General features: G+C 40.3%; 18 protein-coding genes. 11 read left to right on the top strand and 7 right to left on the bottom strand.

The window, feature by feature from the left end; genetic code table 11:
• The first annotated feature begins 447 nt into the window (after window positions 1-447).
• The 6 genes from tig to WNY79_RS13465 all read left to right on the top strand — a co-directional run bounded on the left by tig (window position 448) and on the right by WNY79_RS13465 (window position 9,020).
• On the top strand, window positions 448-1,752 hold the full coding sequence (gene tig, locus WNY79_RS13490) for a trigger factor (protein ID WP_024600100.1): 1,305 nt from the start codon (window positions 448-450) through the stop codon (window positions 1,750-1,752).
• A gap of 164 nt (window positions 1,753-1,916) precedes the next feature.
• Complete coding sequence (gene clpP, locus WNY79_RS13485) at window positions 1,917-2,534, top strand: ATP-dependent Clp endopeptidase proteolytic subunit ClpP (RefSeq protein ID WP_024590978.1); 618 nt, start codon at window positions 1,917-1,919, stop codon at window positions 2,532-2,534.
• A 135-nt stretch (window positions 2,535-2,669) separates the two neighbouring features.
• Window positions 2,670-3,953: an ATP-dependent protease ATP-binding subunit ClpX gene (gene clpX, locus WNY79_RS13480; RefSeq protein ID WP_002958344.1), complete on the top strand. Its 1,284-nt coding sequence runs from the start codon at window positions 2,670-2,672 to the stop codon at window positions 3,951-3,953.
• Window positions 3,954-4,104: 151 nt separating this feature from the next.
• Entirely contained in the window at window positions 4,105-6,474 is a 2,370-nt protein-coding gene (lon, locus tag WNY79_RS13475; RefSeq protein WP_024600101.1) for an endopeptidase La, read from the top strand.
• Between the two features lie 182 nt (window positions 6,475-6,656).
• Entirely contained in the window at window positions 6,657-6,947 is a 291-nt protein-coding gene (locus WNY79_RS13470; protein ID WP_157823336.1) for an HU family DNA-binding protein, read from the top strand.
• 171 nt (window positions 6,948-7,118) lie between these two features.
• Window positions 7,119-9,020 carry a SurA N-terminal domain-containing protein gene (locus tag WNY79_RS13465; RefSeq protein ID WP_342876100.1) on the top strand — a complete coding sequence of 634 codons (1,902 nt, stop codon included), beginning with the start codon at window positions 7,119-7,121 and terminating at the stop codon, window positions 9,018-9,020.
• Between the two features lie 108 nt (window positions 9,021-9,128).
• On the opposite strand, the gene WNY79_RS13460 is transcribed toward WNY79_RS13465, so the two are convergent.
• The 7 genes from WNY79_RS13460 to pspF all read right to left on the bottom strand — a co-directional run bounded on the left by WNY79_RS13460 (window position 9,129) and on the right by pspF (window position 16,081).
• Window positions 9,129-9,620, bottom strand: coding sequence for a VOC family protein (locus WNY79_RS13460; RefSeq protein ID WP_342876099.1), 492 nt, complete (start codon window positions 9,618-9,620; stop codon window positions 9,129-9,131).
• A 105-nt stretch (window positions 9,621-9,725) separates the two neighbouring features.
• On the bottom strand, window positions 9,726-10,487 hold the full coding sequence (locus WNY79_RS13455) for an ABC transporter ATP-binding protein (protein ID WP_024600104.1): 762 nt from the start codon (window positions 10,485-10,487) through the stop codon (window positions 9,726-9,728).
• Complete coding sequence (locus WNY79_RS13450; protein ID WP_002958338.1) at window positions 10,487-11,479, bottom strand: oligopeptide/dipeptide ABC transporter ATP-binding protein; 993 nt, start codon at window positions 11,477-11,479, stop codon at window positions 10,487-10,489. Before WNY79_RS13450 ends, WNY79_RS13455 begins: the two co-directional genes overlap by 1 nt.
• Window positions 11,480-12,373: an ABC transporter permease subunit gene (locus WNY79_RS13445; RefSeq protein WP_024600105.1), complete on the bottom strand. Its 894-nt coding sequence runs from the start codon at window positions 12,371-12,373 to the stop codon at window positions 11,480-11,482.
• Window positions 12,360-13,394 (bottom strand): ABC transporter permease, encoded by a 1,035-nt coding sequence (locus WNY79_RS13440; protein WP_024600106.1) that lies wholly within the window; start codon window positions 13,392-13,394, stop codon window positions 12,360-12,362. The genes WNY79_RS13445 and WNY79_RS13440 overlap by 14 nt, the downstream gene beginning before the upstream one ends.
• A complete protein-coding gene (locus WNY79_RS13435; protein ID WP_342876098.1) occupies window positions 13,394-15,001 on the bottom strand; it encodes an ABC transporter substrate-binding protein in 1,608 nt (535 codons plus the stop codon). Before WNY79_RS13435 ends, WNY79_RS13440 begins: the two co-directional genes overlap by 1 nt.
• Before the next feature lie 15 nt (window positions 15,002-15,016).
• Window positions 15,017-16,081, bottom strand: coding sequence for a phage shock protein operon transcriptional activator (gene pspF, locus WNY79_RS13430; protein WP_342876097.1), 1,065 nt, complete (start codon window positions 16,079-16,081; stop codon window positions 15,017-15,019).
• A 186-nt stretch (window positions 16,082-16,267) separates the two neighbouring features.
• Between pspF and pspA the strand changes: the two genes are divergently transcribed.
• The 5 genes from pspA (at window position 16,268) to WNY79_RS13405 (ending at window position 20,130) form a co-directional block, all read left to right on the top strand.
• A complete protein-coding gene (gene pspA, locus WNY79_RS13425; protein ID WP_342876096.1) occupies window positions 16,268-16,927 on the top strand; it encodes a phage shock protein PspA in 660 nt (219 codons plus the stop codon).
• Window positions 16,928-16,994: 67 nt separating this feature from the next.
• Window positions 16,995-17,228, top strand: coding sequence for an envelope stress response membrane protein PspB (pspB, locus tag WNY79_RS13420; protein WP_076924465.1), 234 nt, complete (start codon window positions 16,995-16,997; stop codon window positions 17,226-17,228).
• Window positions 17,225-17,626, top strand: coding sequence for an envelope stress response membrane protein PspC (gene pspC, locus WNY79_RS13415; RefSeq protein WP_024596503.1), 402 nt, complete (start codon window positions 17,225-17,227; stop codon window positions 17,624-17,626). The genes pspB and pspC overlap by 4 nt, the downstream gene beginning before the upstream one ends.
• A gap of 63 nt (window positions 17,627-17,689) precedes the next feature.
• The gene (locus tag WNY79_RS13410; protein WP_342876095.1) at window positions 17,690-19,108 is read left to right on the top strand and encodes a YcjX family protein; all 1,419 of its coding nucleotides are present in this window, start codon (window positions 17,690-17,692) and stop codon (window positions 19,106-19,108) included.
• Window positions 19,105-20,130 carry a TIGR01620 family protein gene (locus WNY79_RS13405; RefSeq protein WP_342876094.1) on the top strand — a complete coding sequence of 342 codons (1,026 nt, stop codon included), beginning with the start codon at window positions 19,105-19,107 and terminating at the stop codon, window positions 20,128-20,130. The genes WNY79_RS13410 and WNY79_RS13405 overlap by 4 nt, the downstream gene beginning before the upstream one ends.
• Window positions 20,131-20,188 lie beyond the last annotated feature (58 nt).

Below are 20,188 nucleotides of genomic sequence, written 5' to 3'. Positions count from 1 at the left end.
AGCGCAGTTTGGTAGCGCACTTGGTTTGGGTCCAAGGGGTCGCAGGTTCAAATCCTGCATCGCCGACCATTTTCTTATCTAGTAAGAATAATAAATAAACTCCTCTAAGTTATAAATCTAAATTCGTTAGCCTTTAATTCTATTAAATAATTTGTATTTTATTCTATTCAATGCTCAGTTAGCCTGTTTTTTATTCAGTTAGTCTCTATAGTCCCTTATCTAGTCCAAATAATTGCCCCCTATACTCGACTATCATAAATATTAGGTTATAATGCCGCGTCTATTGTTTAACATAGTGCCCGAAGGGCAAAGCAGCAATGGTATCTCATGGTAGCGACGGATGCTTTTAAGTGTGAAAAACCGCTTAAACTTTATCAAGACTCATGCAGATCACTTTGTTTGTAAAGGAAGGCGAACAGTCGCCAAAATTGAATATTGAGGTAAATCATGCAAGTTTCTGTTGAGACGACCCAAGGCCTTGAGCGCCGTATAACTATCACCGTTCCTTCAGAGAACGTTGAGACCGAAGTAAAAAAACGCCTACAACAACTGTCAAAAACACAGCGTATAGATGGTTTCCGTGCTGGTAAAGTTCCAGTATCTGTAATTAACAAGCGTTTTGGCCCTGCAGTTCGTCAAGAAGTTGCTGGCGAAGTAATGCAACGTAATTTTTACGAAGCAATCGTTTCTGAAAAAATCAATCCAGCTGGCGCGCCTACATTCGCACCTAAATCACTTGAAGCAGGTAAAGATTTAGAGTTCTCAGCAACGTTTGAAGTTTACCCTGAAGTTGAAGTTCAAGGTTTAGATAAAATTACTGTTGAGAAACCAGCGGTAACAGTAACTGACGAAGATTTAGCTAACATGCTAGAAACACTTCGTAAGCAACACGCTGAGTGGGCTGATGTTGATACGGCTGCTGGCGAAAACGACCGTGTAACAGTTGATTTCGTAGGTACTATCGACGGTGAAGTATTTGAAGGTGGCAAAGCTGAAGACTTCCCATTAGAACTTGGCCAAGGTCGTATGATCCCAGGTTTTGAAGATAACATCGTAGGTAAAAAAGCAGGCGAAGAAGTAGTTGCTGATGTAACTTTCCCTGATGATTACCACGCTGAAAACTTAAAAGGTAAAGCGGCTCAATTCACTATCACAGTGAAAAAAGTTGAAGCGCAAGAATTACCAGAATTAAGCGAAGAGTTTGCAACTAAATTCGGTGTTACCGAAGGCGGCGTAGACGCGCTTAAAGAAGAAGTTAAAAAGAACATGACACGTGAGCTAGACCAAGCGGTTAAAGCAAGCGTTAAAGACCAAGCAATCAAAGGTCTTTTAGCTAACAACGAAATCGAAGTGCCTAAAGCACTAGTTGATCAAGAAGTTGATGCTCTACGTCAGCAAGCAGCTCAACGTTTTGGCGGCGACGCTCAAAACATGCCAGAGCTTCCTGCTGAATTGTTCCACGAGCAAGCTGTAACACGTGTTAAAACTGGCCTTTTATTAGGTGAAGTGATTAAAGCTAACGAGATTAAAGTTGATGACGCTAAAGTTGAAGCATTAATTGCAACGGTAGCTTCTGCATACGAAGATCCAACTGAAGTAGTAGAATACTACAAAGGTAATGATCAACTTATGCAGCAAATGCGTAATGTAGCAATGGAAGAGCAAGCTGTTGAAGCTATTTTAGCTAAAGCAGTTGTTACTGATGTTGAAAAAGCATTTGATGACATCATGAATCCACAGCAAGGTGCTTAATAAGTCATTGACTTAAGCTCTCGCTAACGATTAAATGGCTCGTGCTACTCTGTTTATACAGCGTGCCCGGGCCATTTTAGTTTTTGGCTCTAAATTTGCGAAAAACGATAACTATGCTTCCTTATAATAAGGATAAGTATAAGCGCATAAGGAATTAAATAAGTATGAATACTGGTATTACAGATCCCCTAAATGCATTGGTCCCAATGGTTGTTGAACAAACACCAAAAGGCGAGCGCTCGTATGATATTTATTCGAGATTATTAAAAGAGCGTATTATCTTTTTAACAGGTCAAGTTGAAGACAACATGGCAAATCTGATTTTAGCGCAAATGCTATTTTTAGAATCAGAAAATCCTGATAAAGATATCTTTTTATACATTAACTCACCAGGTGGTTCAGTAACTGCGGGTATGGCTATTTACGACACAATGAACTTCATCAAACCAGATGTAAGTACAATATGTGTAGGTCAAGCTGCAAGCATGGGTGCTTTTTTACTTACTGCTGGCGCTAAAGGTAAACGTTTTTGTTTACCAAACTCTCGTGTGATGATTCACCAACCATTAGGTGGTTTCCAAGGTCAAGCATCTGACTTTGAAATACACGCTAAAGAAATTCTGTCTATTAAAGCTAAGCTTAATCGCTTAATGGCTGAGCATACAGGCCAACCATTGGATATTATCTCTAAAGACACAGATCGTGATAACTTTATGAGTGCCACGCAAGCTGTAGATTACGGCTTGGTAGACTCAGTTTTTACAAATCGCGATAAAAAGTAAGCGCTTGGTGAGCAGGATTGCCTGTTTGCCACTTTGAGTTACTATGCGAAAACTAATAAATTTTGGTATAGTTAAAGCGTATTGAAATAGCCGCCAAAAGTTTTGGTGGCCAACGTAATAAAATGAGGTAGCTGAATGTCTGACACTCCTACAGACGGCGACAAAAGTAATAAATTGTTATACTGCTCTTTTTGTGGCAAAAGCCAACATGAAGTGCGTAAATTAATTGCAGGCCCTTCAGTATACGTTTGTGATGAATGTGTAGAGTTGTGTAACGATATTATCAGGGAAGAGATCAAAGACATTGCTCCTAAGCATGATACGTCTGACAAACTACCTGTACCAAAAGAAATTCGTAAACACTTAGACGATTATGTTATTGGCCAAGATCATGCTAAAAAAGTATTGTCTGTTGCCGTTTATAACCATTATAAACGCCTACGTAACCAATCGACTAAGCAAGACATTGAGTTAAGTAAAAGTAATATTTTGCTTATCGGTCCAACAGGTAGTGGTAAAACATTACTTGCAGAAACGTTAGCGCGTCTACTTGATGTGCCGTTTACTATGGCCGATGCCACTACATTAACCGAAGCAGGCTATGTAGGTGAAGATGTTGAAAATATCATTCAAAAGCTTTTACAAAAGTGCGATTACGATGTTGAAAAAGCGCAACGTGGCATTGTTTACATTGATGAAATTGACAAAATTTCTCGTAAATCAGATAACCCGTCAATTACGCGTGATGTATCGGGCGAGGGCGTTCAACAGGCGCTACTTAAACTGATTGAAGGCACCGTTGCTTCTGTTCCACCGCAAGGTGGTCGTAAACATCCACAACAAGAGTTTTTACAAGTAGATACTTCTAAAATCTTGTTTATTTGTGGTGGCGCATTTTCAGGTTTAGATAAAGTAATTGAGCAACGTAGCCACAAAAATACCGGTATTGGTTTTGGCGTTAGCGTAAAAGAGTCTGCGGCGAGTCGTTCTTTAAGTGAAACATTTAAAGACGTAGAACCAGAAGATTTAGTTAAATACGGCTTAATTCCTGAGTTTATAGGTCGTTTGCCAGTAGTTGCTACGTTAACAGAACTTGACGAAGCTGCTCTTGTGCAAATACTAAGTGAACCTAAAAACGCGATTACTAAACAGTTTTCAGTATTGTTTGGTATGGAAGACGTTGAACTTGAGTTCCGTGATGATGCCTTAGCTGCAATTGCCCACAAAGCAATGGAGCGTAAAACAGGTGCACGTGGTCTTCGTTCAATCGTTGAAGGTGTTTTACTTGATACTATGTACGAACTTCCTTCAATGGATGACGTAAGCAAAGTGGTTATTGATGAAACCGTTATTAAAGGTGAGTCAGACCCAATCTTGATTTATGAAAATAATAAACAAGATAAAGCTGCATCAGAATAGTTTTTAAGCTATTTGAGTGAAAAAAGGAGCCTTAGGCTCCTTTTTTTATAATTAATTTAATCGAGTAAGGGAAAATTGTTGAACTTTAATTAGGTTATCCCCATATACTTGAGTAATCTTTAAAATAAATTAAGTGCGAAGAGAAACTATAATGACGCTTGAGAGAACCGACCGAGTCGAAATCCCAGTCCTTGCACTGCGCGATGTTGTGGTATATCCGCACATGGTGATCCCGCTTTTTGTAGGCCGTGAAAAATCAATAAAATGCCTAGAAGCGGCAATGGACAAAGACAAACAAATTTTCTTGGTTGCACAAAAAGATGCAACTGTAGATGAACCTGAGCAAGAAGATATTTATCGTATCGGCACTATTGCCACTGTACTTCAGTTATTAAAATTACCGGACGGTACAGTTAAAGTTTTAGTAGAAGGTACACAGCGCGCACAAATCGAAGAATTTGTAGATAACGAAGACTTTTTTGTAGCTAATGCTCAATTTATTGAATCTGATTCGGTAGACGAGAAAGAACAAGAAATTTTTATTCGTAGCGCAATTAGCCAGTTTGAAGGCTATGTAAAGCTAAATAAAAAAATTCCTCCTGAAGTACTAACTTCAGTTTCAGGTATTGATGAGCCAGCGCGCCTTGCTGATACAATGGCAGCCCATATGCCATTAAAAGTACCTGAAAAACAAAAAGTGCTAGAAATTTCAAACGTGACAGAACGTCTTGAATATTTAATGGCATTAATGGAAGGCGAAATAGACTTACTGCAAGTTGAGAAGAAAATTCGTACCCGCGTTAAAAAGCAGATGGAAAAGTCACAGCGCGAGTATTACCTCAATGAGCAAATGAAAGCCATTCAAAAAGAATTGGGTGAGCTTGATGATGTACCTGATGAATTTGAAGCACTTAAAAAGCGCATTGAAGAATCGGGTATGCCAACAGAAGCACAAGACAAAGCGACGACAGAGCTTAATAAGCTTAAGATGATGTCGCCAATGTCTGCAGAGGCAACTGTAGTGCGTTCATACATTGATACGTTAATTAACGTACCTTGGAAAAAACGCTCTAAAGTGAAAAAAGATTTAGCGGGCGCGCAAAAAATTCTTGATAGCGATCACCATGGCTTAGATAAAGTAAAAGAACGCATTATCGAGTACCTCGCGGTACAACAGCGTACTAATAAGCTTAAAGGGCCAATTTTATGTTTAGTTGGGCCACCAGGTGTTGGTAAAACATCGCTAGGGCAATCTATCGCGCGTTCAACTGGTCGTAAGTATGTGCGTATGGCATTAGGCGGCGTACGTGATGAAGCTGAAATTCGTGGTCATCGCCGTACATATATCGGTTCAATGCCAGGTAAGTTAATCCAAAACATGACAAAAGTGGGCGTTAAAAATCCATTATTCTTGTTAGATGAAATTGATAAAATGTCAGCTGACATGCGTGGAGACCCAGCATCAGCTCTATTGGAAGTGCTTGATCCTGAGCAAAACAGCCATTTTGCTGATCATTATCTTGAAGTAGATTACGATTTATCTGATGTTATGTTTGTAGCAACATCAAACAGCTTTAACATTCCTGGCCCATTACTGGACCGTATGGAAGTTATCCGCTTATCGGGTTACACCGAAGATGAAAAGCTAAACATTGCAAAAGAGCACTTAATTACTAAACAAGTAAAACGTAACGGCTTAAAAGAGTCTGAAATTGAAATAGAGGATAGTGCAATTATTGGCATTATTCGTTACTACACACGTGAAGCGGGTGTACGTAACCTCGAGCGCGAAATTTCAAAACTATGTCGTAAAGCCGTTAAAAATATCTTACTTGAAAAAGACACTAAAACAGTGACTATCAATCAAGATAACCTAGAAGACTTTTTAGGTGTGCAACGCTTTGATTATGGTAAAGCTGAAGACGGTGACCGTATTGGTCAAGTTACAGGCTTAGCATGGACAGAAGTTGGCGGTGATTTGCTAACAATCGAATGTGCGGCTGTACCAGGTAAAGGCAAGTTAACTTATACCGGTTCACTGGGCGATGTAATGCAAGAGTCGATTCAGGCGGCTATGACGGTAGTACGTAATCGTGCAGATACATTCCGCATAAATAGCGACTTTTACGAAAAGCGTGATATTCACGTACACGTACCTGAAGGCGCAACACCAAAAGATGGCCCAAGTGCGGGTGCAGCAATGGTAACAGGTCTTGTATCTAGCTTAACGGGTAACCCTGTACGAGCAGATGTCGCAATGACAGGTGAAATTACGCTACGTGGTGAAGTACTTCCTATTGGTGGCTTAAAAGAGAAATTATTAGCAGCTCATCGTGGTGGAATTAAAACAGTCATCATTCCAAAAATTAACGAACGTGACTTAAAAGAGATCCCAGACAACGTGCTGGCAGGTCTTGATATTCACCCAGTTACTTGGATTGACGAGGTATTAAAGCTTGCTTTAGTGCATCCTGTTGAGAGTTTTTCGGTCGAAACACCTAAAAACCAAGAAAAAAGCTAAAAAAGTGCTTTTTAGGGCTTTTCAAATCTAAACGGTATGATAAGTTAAGCACTGGTTTTCAAGCCTAGCCCTTATGGGGCGTAGGCTTAAGAAAAATATAATCATGTGAGCATTAAAAGTTTGCTCTACAATTTTCAAAAAAGTGATGTTAGTTTAAAAAACCATCGCTCTTGATAATAACAATGAAAGAGGATGATATTGTGAATAAATCTCAATTAATCGATCAAATCGCAGCTGATGCTGACATTTCTAAAGCGGCTGCAGGTCGTGCACTAGATTCATTCATCGAATCTGTATCTGGCGCGCTAAAAGAAGGCGACTCAGTTGCACTTGTTGGTTTTGGTACTTTCTCAGTACGTGACCGTGCTGCACGTTCAGGCCGTAACCCGCAAACTGGTGAAACAATCCAAATTGCTGCTGCAACTATTCCTGCTTTTAAAGCCGGTAAAGCGCTTAAAGACGCAGTAAACTAATCACTGTTTTAAACACATTAGTTATGGCGAGTGTAAAGTTACTGATTCACCACAACAGATGAATTAAGTAACTTTACCGCCAGTTACTTCAAGTGAAAAAGCGTATCTGGTAAGATACGCTTTTTTTACATGTGACAAGGTAAAATACCTTGATCAAAAAGAGATAAACAAATGCTTGAGAAAATCAGAGAAGGTTCGCAAGGACCTGTAGCCAAAATAATTTTAGGCGCGGTGATTTTATCTTTTGCCTTGGCAGGGATCGGTAGTTACTTAGGTCAAACCACAGAACAACCCGTTGCTGAAGTAAATGGAATTAAAATTAGTCAAACCGATTTTAACCGTGCTTACCAAAATGAACGAAGCCGTTTAGAGCAACAATTTGGTGAATACTTTACACAAATTGCCGCTGATCCAAATTACATGGCGCAAATTCGCCAAGGTGTAGTTGACCGCTTAGTACAACAAGAATTGCAATCACAGCTAGCGGCTGATTTAGGCCTTCGCGTAAGCGACGAAAGTGTACGTAAAACAATTTTAGAACTACCGTACTTTCAAATTGGTGAAAAGTTTAATAACGATCGTTACTTACAAGTAATTCGTCAAATGAACTTTCAACCAGATGCTTTTCGTGAATACTTACGTAAAGATATGACACGTAGTCAGGTAGTATCTGCTGTTGCAGGTACAGACTTTGCACTAGAGAGCGAGCTTAAAAGCGCAATCGCTCTGCAGCAGCAAACTCGAAGCATTGATTACTTAGTTATTAATAAAGAAGCACTTGCCGCGAACGTAGAAGTATCAGAGCAAGAAGTGTCTGATTACTACGAGCTAAACGCATCACAATTTTTATCTCCAGAGCTTATCTCAGTAAGTTATATTGAGCTTAAAGCATCAGATATTAATGTTGAATCGGTAACCGAGGATGACGTTAAAGCGTATTACGAGCAAAATAAAGCACAATACGTTGAGCCAGAAAAGCGTCGCGTATCACATATCTTAATTGATAACAGTGAAGACGATGACGCAGCAAAAGAAAAAGCCAATGCACTTCATGCACAGCTAGAACAAGGTGCAGACTTTGCTGAGTTAGCAGAATCATCATCTGACGATATCGTTAGTGGCGAAATGGGCGGCGATCTTGAATGGATAGAACGTGACGTAATGGACCCTGCATTTGAAGACGCGACTTTCGCACTTCAAAACAAAGGTGACATTTCTGAGGTTGTTGCTTCTGAGTTTGGTTATCACATAATTAAACTTACAGACATTCAACCACAACAAGTTAAAGCGTATGACGATGTTAAAGCTGACTTACGTGCTGAACTAGAACAAGCTGAAAAAGTAGATGCATTTTACGAAAAGCAAACTGAAATGGGTGCACTTGCATTTGAAATTTCAGACCGCTTAGACGATGCTGCAGAAGTTGCTGAAGTGGAAGTTAAATCTACGCCTCTTTTAGCACTTAATGCTCTTCCGGAGCCGTTAAACAGCCCTGCAGTTGTAACAGCACTAACATCAGTTGATTTACTTGAAGATAAAGTAAACTCTGAAGTTATTGAGCTTGGTGAGGAGCATGCAATTATTGTTCGTATTAACGAGCATAAAGCTGCTGCTACTAAACCGCTGGATGAAGTAAGCGAGCAAATTAAAGCGCGTTTAGTTAATGAAAAATCATCAGAGCTTGCTAAAGAAAAAGCGCGTAGCTTATTTGCAGAAGTACAAGCAGGTAAGAGCTTAAATGATGTAGCGAGCGAGCAAAGCTTAACTGTTCGTCAAGAAGCGCAGTTAACACGTCAAAGCTATACTGTTTCACCTGCTATTGTGACTCAAGCATTCAAAATGGCTCACCCAGCAGACTCTGCGATAGTTGAGCTTGTTAATTTAAATAATGGTGATGCAGCAATTGTTGCGCTTAAGTCGGTAACAGATGCACAAGTTGCAGCTAATATTGATCCTCAAGCAAAACAAAGCATTACTATGGCGCAAGCTAATAAAAACTACATGGTGTTTATTGAAGCGCTGAAAGCAAATGCTGAACTTAACTTACCAACGGCTACACAAACTGTTGAATAATTAATTTTAGCTCATAAAGAAAGGCGCTTTTAAAGCGCCTTTTTTATTGTCTTGAGCAAAGTTGATATATTACCAATTCGCTTAATTAAGCATTATTGCGGATTGGTATTAATTACCTCTGGCAATAAACTCAATCCGATTGCCGCTAGGCTCTCTTATCATCATATGTTGGGTTGGACCTTTACCTAAGTTTTCTGGTGCAAACTCTATGATAATATTATTTTGCATTTTTAAGTGTGTATGTAGCTCGCTTAACTTTTTGATACTTTCAACACGGAGTGCTAAATGGTGTAAGCCCACATTTTCTGCTCGATTAAACTCCACACGTTTTTCATCATTTTTTACGCGCCATAATGTAATGGTTATTTTATTGTTTGATAAAAAATAAGCGGGATAGGCAGGGTCATTTCCTAGCGTTTTAAAACCAAGTACATCAGTAAAAAATGCTTTGGATGCATTTAAGTTTGATACGGTTAAACCTAAATGATCAATGCCACCAACCCAACTTTTAGGGGCAGAGTTTTCGTCAGCTATTGAAGTTGTTGATAGCAGCAATAACGCTAATGATGAAATGCCTGTGAGTAATGTTTTTTTTAGCATAGATCCTCTTTATGGTTTTAGTTGTTAAATTGTGCATTTAACAAAGACCTTCATAAACGAGGTTACATTGCAAAGAAGTCGAGTTTGGTGATTAGAAAGCTGCTTTTAGCAGCTCAGTAATCGCTGCGTTACTTTTGATTGGGGGTTTTGAAAAACATCTTCAGTAGGGCCGTATTCAACCACTTCGCCTTTGTCGAGTACAACCACATAATCACTGATGTGGCGCACTAGGCTTAAATGGTGGGTGATCATCACATACGTAAGGCCAGTGTCGCGCTGTAGCTTAAGTAATAAATTCACTATTTGCGCACGTATAGAAGGGTCTAAAGACGAAACAGCTTCGTCGAGCACAATCACCTTAGGATCTAAAATTAATGCACGAGAAAACGCCACACGCTGTAGTTGCCCCACACTAAACATATGCGGGTAGTAGTGTTTATGATCAATTAATAGACCCACTTTTGAAAGCGTTGCATCAATCTTTTCAGCTCGTTCGCTGGCATCAAGCTCTGTATTATATTGCAGGCAATCATCAAGCATTTCACCTATGGTTAGCCCTGGGTTGAGCGATGCAGCTGAGTCTTGAAAAATCATACGAATATCCCGACATTGATTATCGCGTACGCCATTATCTTCAATAATATTATTTTCGAGTAAAATTTGCCCGCTATCAGCAGTATCAGCTCCTGAAAGTAGTTTTGCTAATGTACTTTTACCTGCACCTGTTTCACCAATTATGGCAATACTTTCGCCTTTACCAACACAAAACGAAATATTTTTAAGTACTTCAAACTTTTTACGTGAAAAAAGCCCCGCTCGCACATTGAATGTTTTTGATAGTGCTTGTACTTTTAGCAGCGGCTGCATTATTTCATGTCCTTAATTAACGGAAAGTGGCACGCATAACTATGACCATGATGCTTAGTAAGGGCTGGCGTTACCACGCAGGCTTTTTGTGCTTGCGGGCAACGCGGCCCGAGGCGACAGCCAATAGGTAAATGTTGCAGAGTAGGGATAGTCCCTTTAAGTGCATAAAAAGGTTCTTTATGCGCTAAACCTTGTTCGTAGTCTGGCAAGCTTTTTAATAATGCTTGAGTGTAAGGATGGCGAGGCTGTTTAAATATTTCATGGGTTGGGCCTGCTTCAACCATTTGCCCGCAATATAAAACATGAATGCCATGCGACCAATGTGCAATCTCTTCAAGCTCATGAGAGATCATTAAAATAGACATATTTTTAAGTTGGTTTAAGCTTTTTAATAACCTAAATACTTGTGCGCGAGTTGTGCTCTCAAGCGCTGTAGTTGGCTCATCAGCTATCAATAGCTTTGGAGTGCGGGCAATGGCCATTGCAATCATTACTTTTTGGCATACGCCTTCTGAGAGCTCGTGAGGGTAGCTACTTAGTACCGCTTCGTGGTTTTTAATACCCACTTTATGAATAAGCGCTTTTACTCTGTCTTTTCTCTCGCGGTTGCGTTTTAAAAAGAAACCTTTAGTTGCGACCTCTGGGAGTGTTTCAGCAATTTGATCAAATATTTTAGCGGTCGGATCAAGACAGCGACTTGGATCTTGATAAATCATCGCTATATCTTGGCTTACTATCTTACGGCGTTTTTCTGGGCTTAAACGCATTAAGTCTACGCCGCGCCAATGAATACGGTCGGCCGTAATATCCCAGCGTTCGTTTAATACACCAATAATCGCTTTTGCTATTAGGCTTTTACCAGAGCCCGATTCGCCCACAAGCGCATGTACTTCGCCTTCTTTTAAGCTAAAGCTCACTCTGTCTACGGCTCTAATTACAGTTTCAGAGGTACGTAGTTCAATTGTTAAGTTACGAACATCGAGTAATTGCATTTAATCAGCCTTACGTGCTTTTAGCACTTGTCGCAGGCCATCGCCTACTAAATTAGTAGATAACACGGCTAAAAATAACAGTACACCAGGTAGCGCTACAGTCCAAGGTGCTAAATAAATAAGGCCTAAGTTTTCGGCTAATATTGCGCCCCATTCGGTCGTCGGTGGCTGAGCTCCTAATTTTAAAAACCCCAGTGCTGAAATATCTAATATAGCGGTAGAAAGCGCCATCGTGAATATAACCACAATATGCTCATAAATATTAGGGAAAATACCACGCGATATAATATGCCAATTAGACGCACCATCGAGCCTAAACGCGGTAATGTAATCTTTACTTAATTCATCAACAATCAGGTTACGCACTGAGTGAATAAATTGCGGCAGTAACGCTAAAATAATTGCCCATACGGTATTCATTAAACCCGGGCCGAGTATGGCAATTATTATTATTGCTAATAACAAAGAAGGAATAGAAAGGGTTATATCAAGTAAGTGATTTAAAAAGCTTGAACGAAGTCCTTTGCTAATTCCTGCAAAAGTACCCACTAATACACCAAAAATAGTTGTGATCAGGGCGGCTACAACAGAAAGCCCAAACGTATACGTAGCACCATTCATTAAGCGCGAGAGTACATCGCGACCTAAATCATCGGTGCCTAAAATAAAGCGTACATCGCCCATTTCTCGCCACGATGGTGGAATAAGTAGTGCATCACTATGCTGTTGGTTTACACCATAAGGGGCTAAAAAAGGAGCGGTGGCGGCCAATAATGCAAACGCCATAAATATCCATAAACCAACCAAAGCAGGGTGGTTATTTTTAAACTTTCGCCAAAATCGCGCAAGTGGCGATTTATTCGACTCTTCAGAAAATAAATTAAACTTTGCCATGGGCCTGATTCCGCGAGAGTGGATCGAATAAAGTGTAAGTAAGTTCAGCAGTAATAGAGGCTAAAATAACAAATAAAGATACTGCCATTAATCCGCCTTGAATTGCTGGAAAGTCACGCTGATAAATACTATCGATTAACCACCGGCCAATACCCGGCCACGAAAAAATGACTTCGGTAATCATCGCAAGCGTTATTAGCGTACTAAATTGCAAACCAATTTGCTTAATTACCGGCAGTAATGCATTACGCAGTGCATGGTGCATGATAAGTTGGCGGCGATTAAGGCCTTTTGCCCTAGCTGTTTTAATAAAGTTTTGATCCATTACTTTAAGCATAGACTCGCGAGTAAAGCGCACTAATACAGTGGTCGGATACATGGCCAGTACAATAGTAGGGAGCGTTAAATGGCGTAGCGCATCAATAAAGGCCATTCCTTTATATGGAAAACCAGCCAGTGCAATATCAATTAAAATAAACCCAGTATTTGCGGGTATCTCATAAAGGAGCCCCATTCGGCCTGACATAGGAAACCAGCCAAGCTTTAACGAAAAAACCATTATTAATAACAATGCGAGCCAAAATACAGGCATTGAATAGCCCACCATAGTGGTCGAGTTTATAAGTTTGTCGGGCCAACGTTTATGATAGCCAGAGCCTAAAATACCAGTCGGTACACCAATAACAACCGATACTATTAATGCGTACACGCTTAGTTCTAAAGTAGCTGGTAGCAAATCAACAATATGGCTAAATACACTATTACCAGAGGCAAACGAAAGCCCCCAATCACCTTGGAATATTCGCCCCAGAAAGGCAATGTATTGCATAAAGTAATTGCTGTTATATAAATATTTGTCTTCAAGCTCACTATGCTGTGCAAAGTTACTACTTGGTATGCCACTTAAATTACTTAGCGGATCACCGGGAAATAAATACGCCAGTGAAAACGTAAATACGCTGAGCATCAGTATCATAAAAAAGAACAAACCAAGGCGGCGCAAAATATAATCTAAGATCATTATTTTTTCCTCGCATTGGCAAGCGAAATAGCGCCAAACGGGCCAAGTGTTATGCCTTCCACATCTGCGCTACTTGCTTGAAAACGCAGGCCATGAGCAATAGGCAATAATGGCAGCTCTTTAATAATTAAGCTTTGTGCGTCTTCGTAGTATTTTTTACGTTTGTTTAAATCAGTCGTATCGAGTGCTTGAGTGAGCAATAGATCAAATTGAGGATTACACCAGTTTGCTGGATTTTTACCACTAAAAGTAGCGGTACAGCTCAACAGTGGGCTAAAAAAGTTATCAGGATCGGGTGTATCTGCGGCCCAACCAAGTAATACACTGTCGTGCCTGTGCTCGCCAATACGTTGAATAAACGTATTCCACTCATATTCTACAATGCTTACATTAACGCCCACTTTGCGTAAATCACTTTGCATAAGCTCAGCCATTTTACGCGCGTTAGGGTTATAAATACGACTCACAGGCATAGCCCATATTGTCATATCAAAGCCATCAGGCAAGCCTGCTTCAATTAGTAACTTTTTAGCGAGTTCTGGATCAAATGTAGGTATATCTTCTTGCGGCTCAAACGCCCAAGAGGTTGGTGGCAAAATAGATTGTGCGCGAGTACCATTACCGTAATAAACCGCCTGCATTATTTTATCTACATCTATTGCATGCGCAAGTGCTTGGCGCACGCGCAAGTCGTCGAACGGGGCACGTTCTGTATTAAATGCCCAATACCCTATGTTTAAATTTGTTTCTTTTTCAATATTTATATCATCACGTTGCGCTAAAATACTCAATTGCGCACTACTTGGATGAGCCGTTACATCGCACTCTTTAGTCAGCATTTTTGCTATGCGCGTAGTGCCGTTAGGCGTTATATCGTAAACTAATTGTTCAAGGACAACGTCGTGCTTCCAATAAAGTGGATTACGGTAAAAGCGTACAAGGTGATCTCGACGGTATTCTTTATAAATATACGGGCCGGTGCCAATAGGATACTGATCAAACAAGTTTTCTTGCTTGTTTTTCTTAAGTTCCATGGCGTATTCTTTTGAAAGTACCACAGCAAAATCGGTAGCCATATTAGCTAAAAAGCTACTTTCAGGATTAAATAACTCAAAGCGCACTTGGTAGTCAGACACGCGCACAATTTTACGAATGAGTTGATCGATCCCCACACTTTGAAAATACGGGTAATTGGCATCGCCCACAAAGTGGTATGGATTGTATACATCGAATAATCGGCTAAAGGTGAATATAACGTCGTCGGCGTTAAAATCACGCGACGGCGTAAAATAAGAAGTTGTATGAAACTTTACATCTTTACGCAGGGTAAAGGTAACCGATTTACCATCTTTACTAATTTTCCAATCGGTTGCTAATTCACTTTGAAACTCTGCCGTAACAGGGTCAATGCTAATTAAACGGTCATATAATTGGTTAGCAATTATATCAATAGTTGAACCGGTGGTCGTTACTTGCGGATTAAACGACACAGGGTTAGCTTCAGCGCAATAAACTAAGCCTTGGTTTTTTTCTTCTATGATTTCTTCTTTGCTATCAAGGCAACCAACTAAAGTGGTGGCAAGCAAAACAAGTAATAATTTATGCACCCGCATAACCTCTGACTATTGTTGATCCAACAAGTTGTATTTTTTAAGATAACCACGTAATTGATGATACGTTAAACCAAGTACTTCTGCAGTTTTCTTTTGATTAAATTGGCTATGTTCGAGCGCTTTATTAATCATGTTTATTTCAAAGTCGTTTGAGCGCTCTTTTAAGCTACATGGAAATTGAATATCAACGGCTATATTACTGCTTGCTTGAGCAATCGGTGGCGCGATAGCAATAGGCTCTGCATTAACAGTTTGAGCCGCTATAGGTGCTTTTATGCGCGCTTTTGGTCTAAATGGGCTATCAAACGGGTCTAAAATAATCTGGTGAACGGGGATATGTTCACTACCGTGGCGATACAAACTGCGTTCAACCACATTTTTAAGTTCACGAATATTACCAGGCCAATCATAACTAAGCAGTGTTTCTGTTGCGCTTCGAGTAAAACCGCTAAACAGTTCCCACTCTAAATCGCGTGCCATATTCATCGCAAACTGCTCAGCAAGAAGCATAATATCGTCTTGACGTTCTCGCAGTGGTGGCAGGGTAATTACATCAAAGGCTAAACGGTCGAGTAAGTCACTTCTAAATTCACCTTGCTCAGCTAAATAAGGGAGGTCTTCGTTTGTCGCACACACTAAGCGTGTATCTACTTTTACAGTTTGTTTGCCGCCAACACGTTCAAACTCGCCGTATTCTATAACGCGTAGCAGTTTTTCTTGTACCATAGCTGAGGTATTAGCTAATTCATCTAAAAACAGTGTGCCACTGTTAGCGCGTTCAAAACGACCTTCGTGACGTTTACTTGCCCCCGTAAAAGCACCGCTTTCGTGGCCAAATAACTCACTTTCGAGTAAGTTTTCGTTAAGCGCTGCACAGTTAAGTTTTACGTAGTTTTGATCCCAACGTTTTGATAAAAAGTGTAAGCGTGCTGCTATTAACTCTTTACCTGTGCCGCGTTCACCAATAATAAGTACCGGTTTATCTAGATTAGCCAGTTGCGATACCTGATCGAGTACAGACAGAAAGCTATCTGATTGGCCGAGTAAATTATCCTGTTGGCGATATTGGCTCATATTTCCTAACTCTTGGTCATTTTTACTAACAGTTAGTGTATTTCATAATTAGGGATAACTAAAGAAATTTGTATATTTAGTTTAACGTAATGAAAATAAAGTGTATTTTAACTTTTAAAAAGTTGGCAAGCATATTGATACTAGTTATAGCAGACTAACTACGTTTTAATTACAGAGGTAAATGTTATGGGAATTTTTTCACGTTTTGCAGATATTGTTAATTCTAATATCAACGCCATTTTAGATAAAGCAGAAGACCCAGAAAAAATGGTTCGTCTGATTATTCAAGAAATGGAAGATACGCTTGTTGAAGTACGTTCTACATCAGCTAAAACATTGGCTGAGAAAAAAGAAATTGTACGCCGCTTAGATACGCTTAAAGCGCAGGTAAGCGATTGGCAGGATAAAGCCGAACTGGCTTTAAGTAAAGACCGCGACGATTTAGCGCGTTCAGCCTTACTTGAAAAGCAAAAGTCGGCAGATGCCGTTGCTTCAGTCACTAGTGAACTTGAACATTTAGAGTCTCATATCGAGAAACTACAACAAGAAGTAACGACGCTACAAGAAAAACTAGCAGATGCGAAATCTCGTCAAAAGGCAATTATACTTCGCCAGCGTTCGGCTGAGTCGCGCCTTGAAGTGAAAAAGACGCTTGATAGCTCTAAAGTAGAAGACGCACTTAATCGCTTTGAACGTTACGAAACTAAAATTGATGGACTAGAATCTCAAATTGAGTCTTACGATTTAGGTAAAAAGACGTTAGCGGACGAAATTGCTAATCTACAAAAAAATGAAAAGATAGATGATGAGCTAGCCGAACTTAAAAAGAAGCTAGCTGATAAATAACTTATAAAGGGGTACTTAAAGTGCCCCACTGCTTAAAAACATCAAAACGGATTGTCAGGAGAGGATTATGTTTGATTCAGAGGTAATAATTGTTCCATTTGTTATGTTTATGATTTTTGTTGCCCCGCTGTGGTTAATTTTACACTACCGTAGCAAAAAACAAGTAAGCCAAGGTTTAAGTGAACACGAACATCGCCAGTTACTTGAGCTTGCACATAAAGCCGAAAAAATGGCAGACAGAGTTGAAACACTTGAAGCATTACTTGATCAAGAGTCACCACAATGGAGACGCAAAGTATGAGTGCCAAACGCGAATTATTAAGAGACCCACAACGCGGTAAAATAGCTGGAGTATGTGCGGGATTAAGTGACTACTTTAATATGGAGTTATGGTTAGTTCGCATTATATTTGTTAGTGCGGTACTGCTAACGGGTGGCCCATTATTTGTGGTAGCGTATATTGCAGCCTGGTTTATTTTAGATAAAAAAGAGCCCGCAACAGCGCAAACAAAAAGCTCAACTAAAACAGACGATCCGCTAGAAGTAAAATTTAAAGTATGGCAAAAGGGCGAGCCACCGCGCCGCGCATTGCAAGATTTAAAAGAGCGTTTAACGCGTGTAGATACTCGCCTTCAAGATATGGAGCGCCATGTAACTTCAAGCGAGTTTACGGTGAGCCGTGAAATTAACAAACTTTAAAGGATTTAATAGCACCTTATTTGCAACGTGATAAATTACGGCAAATTAGGTGCAAGACACTTTATGAGCCAATCATTTGCAAAAAAGACCTTTAAAAGCATTAAAGGCAAAGCACAAAAAGCCCTTCATCGCAGTTTAGACCAACACGTAAAACTTGCCGTAACTGGCCTAAGTGGTAGTGGTAAAACAGCCTTTATTACCGCGCTTGTTAAACACTTAACAACCCAAGCGGACGATAAAAACTTACCTTTTTTTGATGTAATGCGCGAGCACCGCCATGTGGCCACTAAAGTTGTGCCGCAAGAGGCGTTAAAAGTTCCTACGTTTAATTATACGCGCGCGCTAAATTCATTATTACCCAGCGATGGGATGCCTACATGGCCTGCATCAACTGAGCGGATTAATACGCTGCGCTTGGCAATAAAGTATCAAAGCAACGCAGGGCTGCGCGGCCACTTTTCGCCGCAATCAACGCTTTATTTAGATATTATTGACTACCCGGGTGAATGGCTCCTTGATTTACCTATGCTTGAGCAAAGCTATTCTCAATGGTGCGAGCAGCAATATCCGTTATTAACTCAGCCTTCGCGCGTAAATACATCAAGTGATTTTCTAGCAGCCGTTGAGCAACTTGATTTAAATGCACCTGTAGATGAAAACGCACTGGCTCATATTGCTCAGCTTTATCAAAGCATGTTAGTAGGGCTTAAAAAAGACACCAAACTTGCCATGCTGCAACCTGGGCGTATGCTTATGCCTGGCGACTTACAAGGCGCGCCATTGTTATTGTTTTTTCCGGTATCGGGTGAAATAAATAGTGACGATGTCGTTGCGGGTTCTAATTTAGCGCATTTAATTAAGCGCTTTAACGCCTATATAAAAGAAGTTGTAAAACCATTTTATAATGAGCATTTTAGGCACTTTGATCGCCAAATCGTACTTGTAGATGTACTTAGTGCGCTAAACGAAGGGCACGAAACACTCCAAGAGCAAAGCAGTGTAATAAACCAATTACTCGCACACTTTAACTATGGTGAATCGGGCTTTTTTAAACGTTTATTTAAGCCCAACATAGACAAAATATTATTTGCAGCTAATAAGTCAGATCATATAAGTGCTAAGCACCATAAAGATTTAGCACTGCTACTTGATTCGCTCGTGCATGAGCAAAGCAATCATTTAAAGTTTGATGGTGTAAAAATAGAAACCATGGCTATGTCGTCAATTACAGCAACGCAGCCGCGCCAAATTGCCGACAAAGGCCAAACGCTTGACTGCATTTACGGTAAACCATTACACGAGCCTGATTGGCTTACGTATTTACCGCCGCAACCTCCCTCGCGGATGCTTAATAAAAGTGAGTGGCCAGCACAGGGATTTGAGTTTTTATCGTTTTCTCCAATACCGAGCCCCGATAAACAACTAAAACATATTCGATTAGATCATGTCATGCAGTACCTGCTAGGAGACAAATTAACATGAGTGAGTCAAACCAACCATTTCAAGCAGGGCGTCGCATAGATACGCAAAGCATTGAGCAAAACGAACCCGTTTTAGCACCTGCAAAAATTATTCAGCACGGACAAAGTGATTACGAAGAACTTGAAGATGAAGCACTAGAGCCCGAAATAGATCTAGAACCTGTGTACAAAAAGTCAAAGTGGCAAACGCTTAAAGGTGTTTTTGCTATTAGTTTTATAGTACTGGTGCTTTTAGAGTTTGCATACTCGTTAGTATTTGCTTTCGAGCAATCAATTATTTTAGGCAGCGTTTATTTAACCGCGGTTGTAAGTGGCGTGCTGCTAATAGGGCGCTTATTGTGGCGAGAGTACCGAATGCTGCGCAGTTTAAAGCGAAACCAATTGCACCGAGTTGAAGCCGACAGGCTTTTAAACAGCGAGCAAGTAGGCGGTGCATTACCTTGGCTTGAAAAGCTCAATAAACACCAGGAGCTTGATAACTTTGAAACCTTTAAAAACCAAGTAGCGATGCATCACAGCGACAAAGAAATAATGACGCTGTACGCTAACAGTTTATTAATAACCCAAGACACCAAAGCTAAAAAGCTTATAAATCGTTTTGCGACTGAATCCGCACTGCTAGTTGCCCTAAGCCCACTTGCACTGGTGGATATGATGGCCGTGCTTTGGCGCGGTACTAAGTTAATAGAACAAATTGGTAAAATTTATGGCATTGGTTTTGGCTACGCGAGCCGTATAAAGTTATACCGCATGCTAATAAGGCAAGTAATGTTTGTAGGCAGTGCTGAGCTTGTATCTGACCTTGCTGCAACTGCACTAAGTGCTGAGCTACTAGGTAAACTTTCGGGTCGGGCTGCGCAGGGCGTAAGCGCCGGTATTTTTACAGCGCGTATTGGTTATAAAGCAATGGAGCTTAGCCGCCCATTACCAAGGCTTGAAAACAAGCGCAGCTTGTTAAAAGGCACTGTGCAAAGCATCGCAGGTAAAATTATGAGCCGTAAAAAGGCGGAACCAACACAGTAAAAAGTAGTGGCAATATTTGTGTACAAACATGAGCTGCACGGTTTTTACACAAATAGCC

It is taken from the genome of Pseudoalteromonas sp. AS84, from assembly GCF_038900255.1.
Lineage (GTDB): Bacteria > Pseudomonadota > Gammaproteobacteria > Enterobacterales > Alteromonadaceae > Pseudoalteromonas.
Note: the sequence above shows the minus strand (reverse complement) of the source record. Positions and strands in the feature narration are given on the sequence as shown.